Genomic DNA, 2,732 nt, shown 5'->3' on the forward strand with positions numbered 1-2,732 from the left:
TAATGTCACCCCCATCAAAGGCGGCGAGAACCTGCCTTTTCCCATGATCGCCAAACCGCATCCCTGAAAAACACCCCGTAATTTCTCACCCAGCCTCCATTATAACCTAACTCACTATTATCATTCATTCTTTCTAAGGCCAGCCGACTGCCCGGTGACTTTTCCGGGTTTGAAATCGACGTTGAAACGTGTTTGTTCTTGGCTAGTTCGACCAGGGATTGGTCAACCTTTGCCGCCAAAGTCCGTGCTTTTGAAGTCTTGCGGAAGGACAACTCGTGAGACAATCGATCAAGTTCGTTCGCGTTGTTTCGTGAGCGCGCGAAGACCGTTTCCAGATCAAAAATTGACTTTTGCGCATACGGTCGTACTACCATGGTCATGTCGCTGAATGTTCCCTAGACGGTGAACTGTGTAGCTCCTGGTTGCAAATTACAAGTGTTCACATGGACTTCTTTCCGGAAAAGGTGTCTCGAGAGTATCTTGAACTGTGGCCTTTGGCGTGTAGCGCGTTGGGGGGGAGGACTTCCTTGTCGTTCTTAATCACGCAGGTGCTGTTTTTGTGTATGGAGTGGGCGTCCACGCGGGATGCCCCCGCGTGCCGGGCCGTCGTGAATCGAGCCCACTTCGTGGTCTCGCCCCTTCGGGTTTCCGTCCCTGACGTAACAGGGAAAATACATCGGCACGGATCGGTTGGATCAACGACGGGTCGTCAGTTTGGCGCGCTCTGATGACGCATTCGGAGAAGGCGCGAAACACGGCATCCTGGCCGAGGAAGGAGCCGCCTCCATGGTTGGCTTTCGCTTTCCGTGGGCCGCGGATGGGCTGAGACACGTCGTCTATCGACCCTGATCCAGGTATGCGCGGCTGTCTTGTTGGGTGATTGATCTCGCCAGCACCTCCACCGTTCCCATCACCGAACCGGCATTGGCCGTAGGGTAGGGCGCTCCGGGACCCGGTCAACTCGATGGGGAGGACGAGCGCGAAATCCGCTGCGGCTTCGGAAATCCCGGTCCCGCCAAGCCTTCCCGCATGGTGGCTCTCGCGGCGAAATGGCCAGGGATCCTTTATCGGCTTTTCCTCCGAGCGGTGTCCATGCCGGCATGTGAGAGTGTGCAGAATTCTGTGCCCCAGCGTGGCAATCCCCTCCTGAGGAGACCCACCGATGAGCATAGATAAAGCCCTACTGGATCAATTGATGGAAGGCCGGTCGCCGGGCGACCTGTTTGGCAAAGACGGCATCCTGTCGGAGTTGACGAAAGCGCTGGCTGAGCGGGCGCTGAATACGGAACTGGCCACACACCTCGACGAGGAGCGCACGACCAGGTCTGATGACGGAGCAGGTCGGCCGCCCAATCGCCGTGACGGCGTCAGTCAAAAGACAGTGACGACCGACAGCGGCAAGGTGGTCCTGGATATTCCCCGTGATCGCAACGGCACCTTTGATCCCTTGCTGATCGGCAAATATCAGCGGCGCTTTCCGGAATTTGATCGCAAGATCGTGGGCCTGTATGCGCGGGGCATGACGACCCGGGAAATTCAGGGGCATATTGAGGAGATCTACGGTTTCGAGGCCTCTTCCAGCCTGATCTCGGCGGTGACCGAGACGGTCATGGAGGAAGTCACCACCTGGCAAAACCGGCCTCTGGAACCCTGCTATCCGGTGGTGTTTATTGAGGCCATCCGGGTGAATATCCGGGGAGACGGCGGGGTCTCGAACAAGGCCGTCTTTGTCGCCCCGGCCATCCTGCCCGACGGAACGCGCGACGTCTTATACCAAGCGGCGCGGGTTTAAACCCACGCCGCTTTTCTTGCGTTCAAACGCCACGCGGGCTTTTACGCGCCATAAGGCGCGGCGGCCACTTGGCCGCTTCCAAGGTGCGGTGAGTCAAACTCACCGCACCTTGGTATTAGGTCTATGGTTCCAGTCCAACGAGGGGGCGAAATTCTGGGCCAAAGTGCTCAATGATTTGAGGAATCGAGGCGTCCAAGACATCCTGATCGCTGTCGTTGATGGGCTCAAGGGCCTCCCTCAGGCCATTGAGGCAGCATTTCCTCAAACCCGGATCCAGACCTGCGTGGTCCACCTGTTGCGCCATTCCATGAGCTTTGTCGGCTACAAGGACCGCAAAGCCGTCGCCACAGCCCTCAAGGCGGTCTATACCGAAGGTGACGCCGAGGCGGCGGAGGCGGCCCTGAGCGCCTTTGAGGAGAGCGATTTGGCGGCGCGCTACCCTGCCATTGCGCCCAGCTGGCGCCGGGCCTGGACCGAAGTCACCCCATTTCTCAACTATCCGCCCGAGGTGCGCAGGCTGATCTACACCACCAACGCCATTGAAGCGCTCAACTCGAAAATTCGGCGCGCCGTCAGAACCCGTGGTCATTTTCCCAGCGATGACGCTGCTGGGATTGTTGCGACCGGATCGGGGCACGCTCTGGCGTGATCCGACCATCGCCAAGGGACGCTACCAGAAGATCTACCAGGATCCTCCGGCGGCTTTCTCGCCCCATGTCACCCTGCGGCGCTCTCTGGAGGATGTGATCCGTCTCCACCGGCTCGATGCCAAGGCGGTGCCGCCCCTGTTGGACCGCCTGCACCTGACGCCGGACCTTCTGGACCGGCCGCCCGATCAGGTGTCCGGTGGGGAGCTTCAGCGGATCGCCCTGTTGCGGGTGCTGTTGTTGGAGCCCGTTTTTCTCTTCGCCGATGAACCGACTTCCCGCCTGGACCTCAT

General features: G+C 59.1%; 2 protein-coding genes and 2 pseudogenes. 3 read left to right on the forward strand and 1 reads right to left on the reverse strand.

Features of this window, described 5'->3' with window-relative positions; translation table 11 throughout:
* Nucleotides 1-14: 14 nt before the first annotated feature.
* Nucleotides 15-380, reverse strand: a complete 366-nt coding sequence (locus ACLIRY_RS26875) for a hypothetical protein (protein ID WP_413208492.1) — start codon at nt 378-380, stop codon at nt 15-17.
* Nucleotides 381-1,162: 782 nt separating this feature from the next.
* On the opposite strand from ACLIRY_RS26875, the pseudogene ACLIRY_RS26880 reads away from it, so the two are divergent.
* The 3 genes and pseudogenes from ACLIRY_RS26880 to ACLIRY_RS26890 all read left to right on the forward strand — a co-directional run.
* A pseudogene (locus ACLIRY_RS26880) lies at nt 1,163-1,765 on the forward strand (transposase); the annotation flags it as partial.
* Nucleotides 1,766-1,808: 43 nt separating this feature from the next.
* Nucleotides 1,809-2,402: pseudogene (locus ACLIRY_RS26885) on the forward strand (IS256 family transposase); the annotation flags it as partial.
* The coding region (locus ACLIRY_RS26890; protein WP_413208493.1) for an ATP-binding cassette domain-containing protein at nt 2,392-2,732 on the forward strand (341 nt) is incomplete at its 3' end. The pseudogene ACLIRY_RS26885 and the gene ACLIRY_RS26890, both read left to right, overlap by 11 nt.

Source organism: Rhodospirillum sp. A1_3_36, from assembly GCF_047263945.1.
Taxonomy (GTDB): Bacteria; Pseudomonadota; Alphaproteobacteria; order Rhodospirillales; family Rhodospirillaceae; genus Rhodospirillum.

What these genes read in the sequence shown, in the direction of transcription:
- ACLIRY_RS26875 (WP_413208492.1), bottom strand. Translation starts at nt 380, where the DNA reads ATGACCATGGTAGTACGACCGTATGCGCAAAAGTCAATTTTTGATCTG.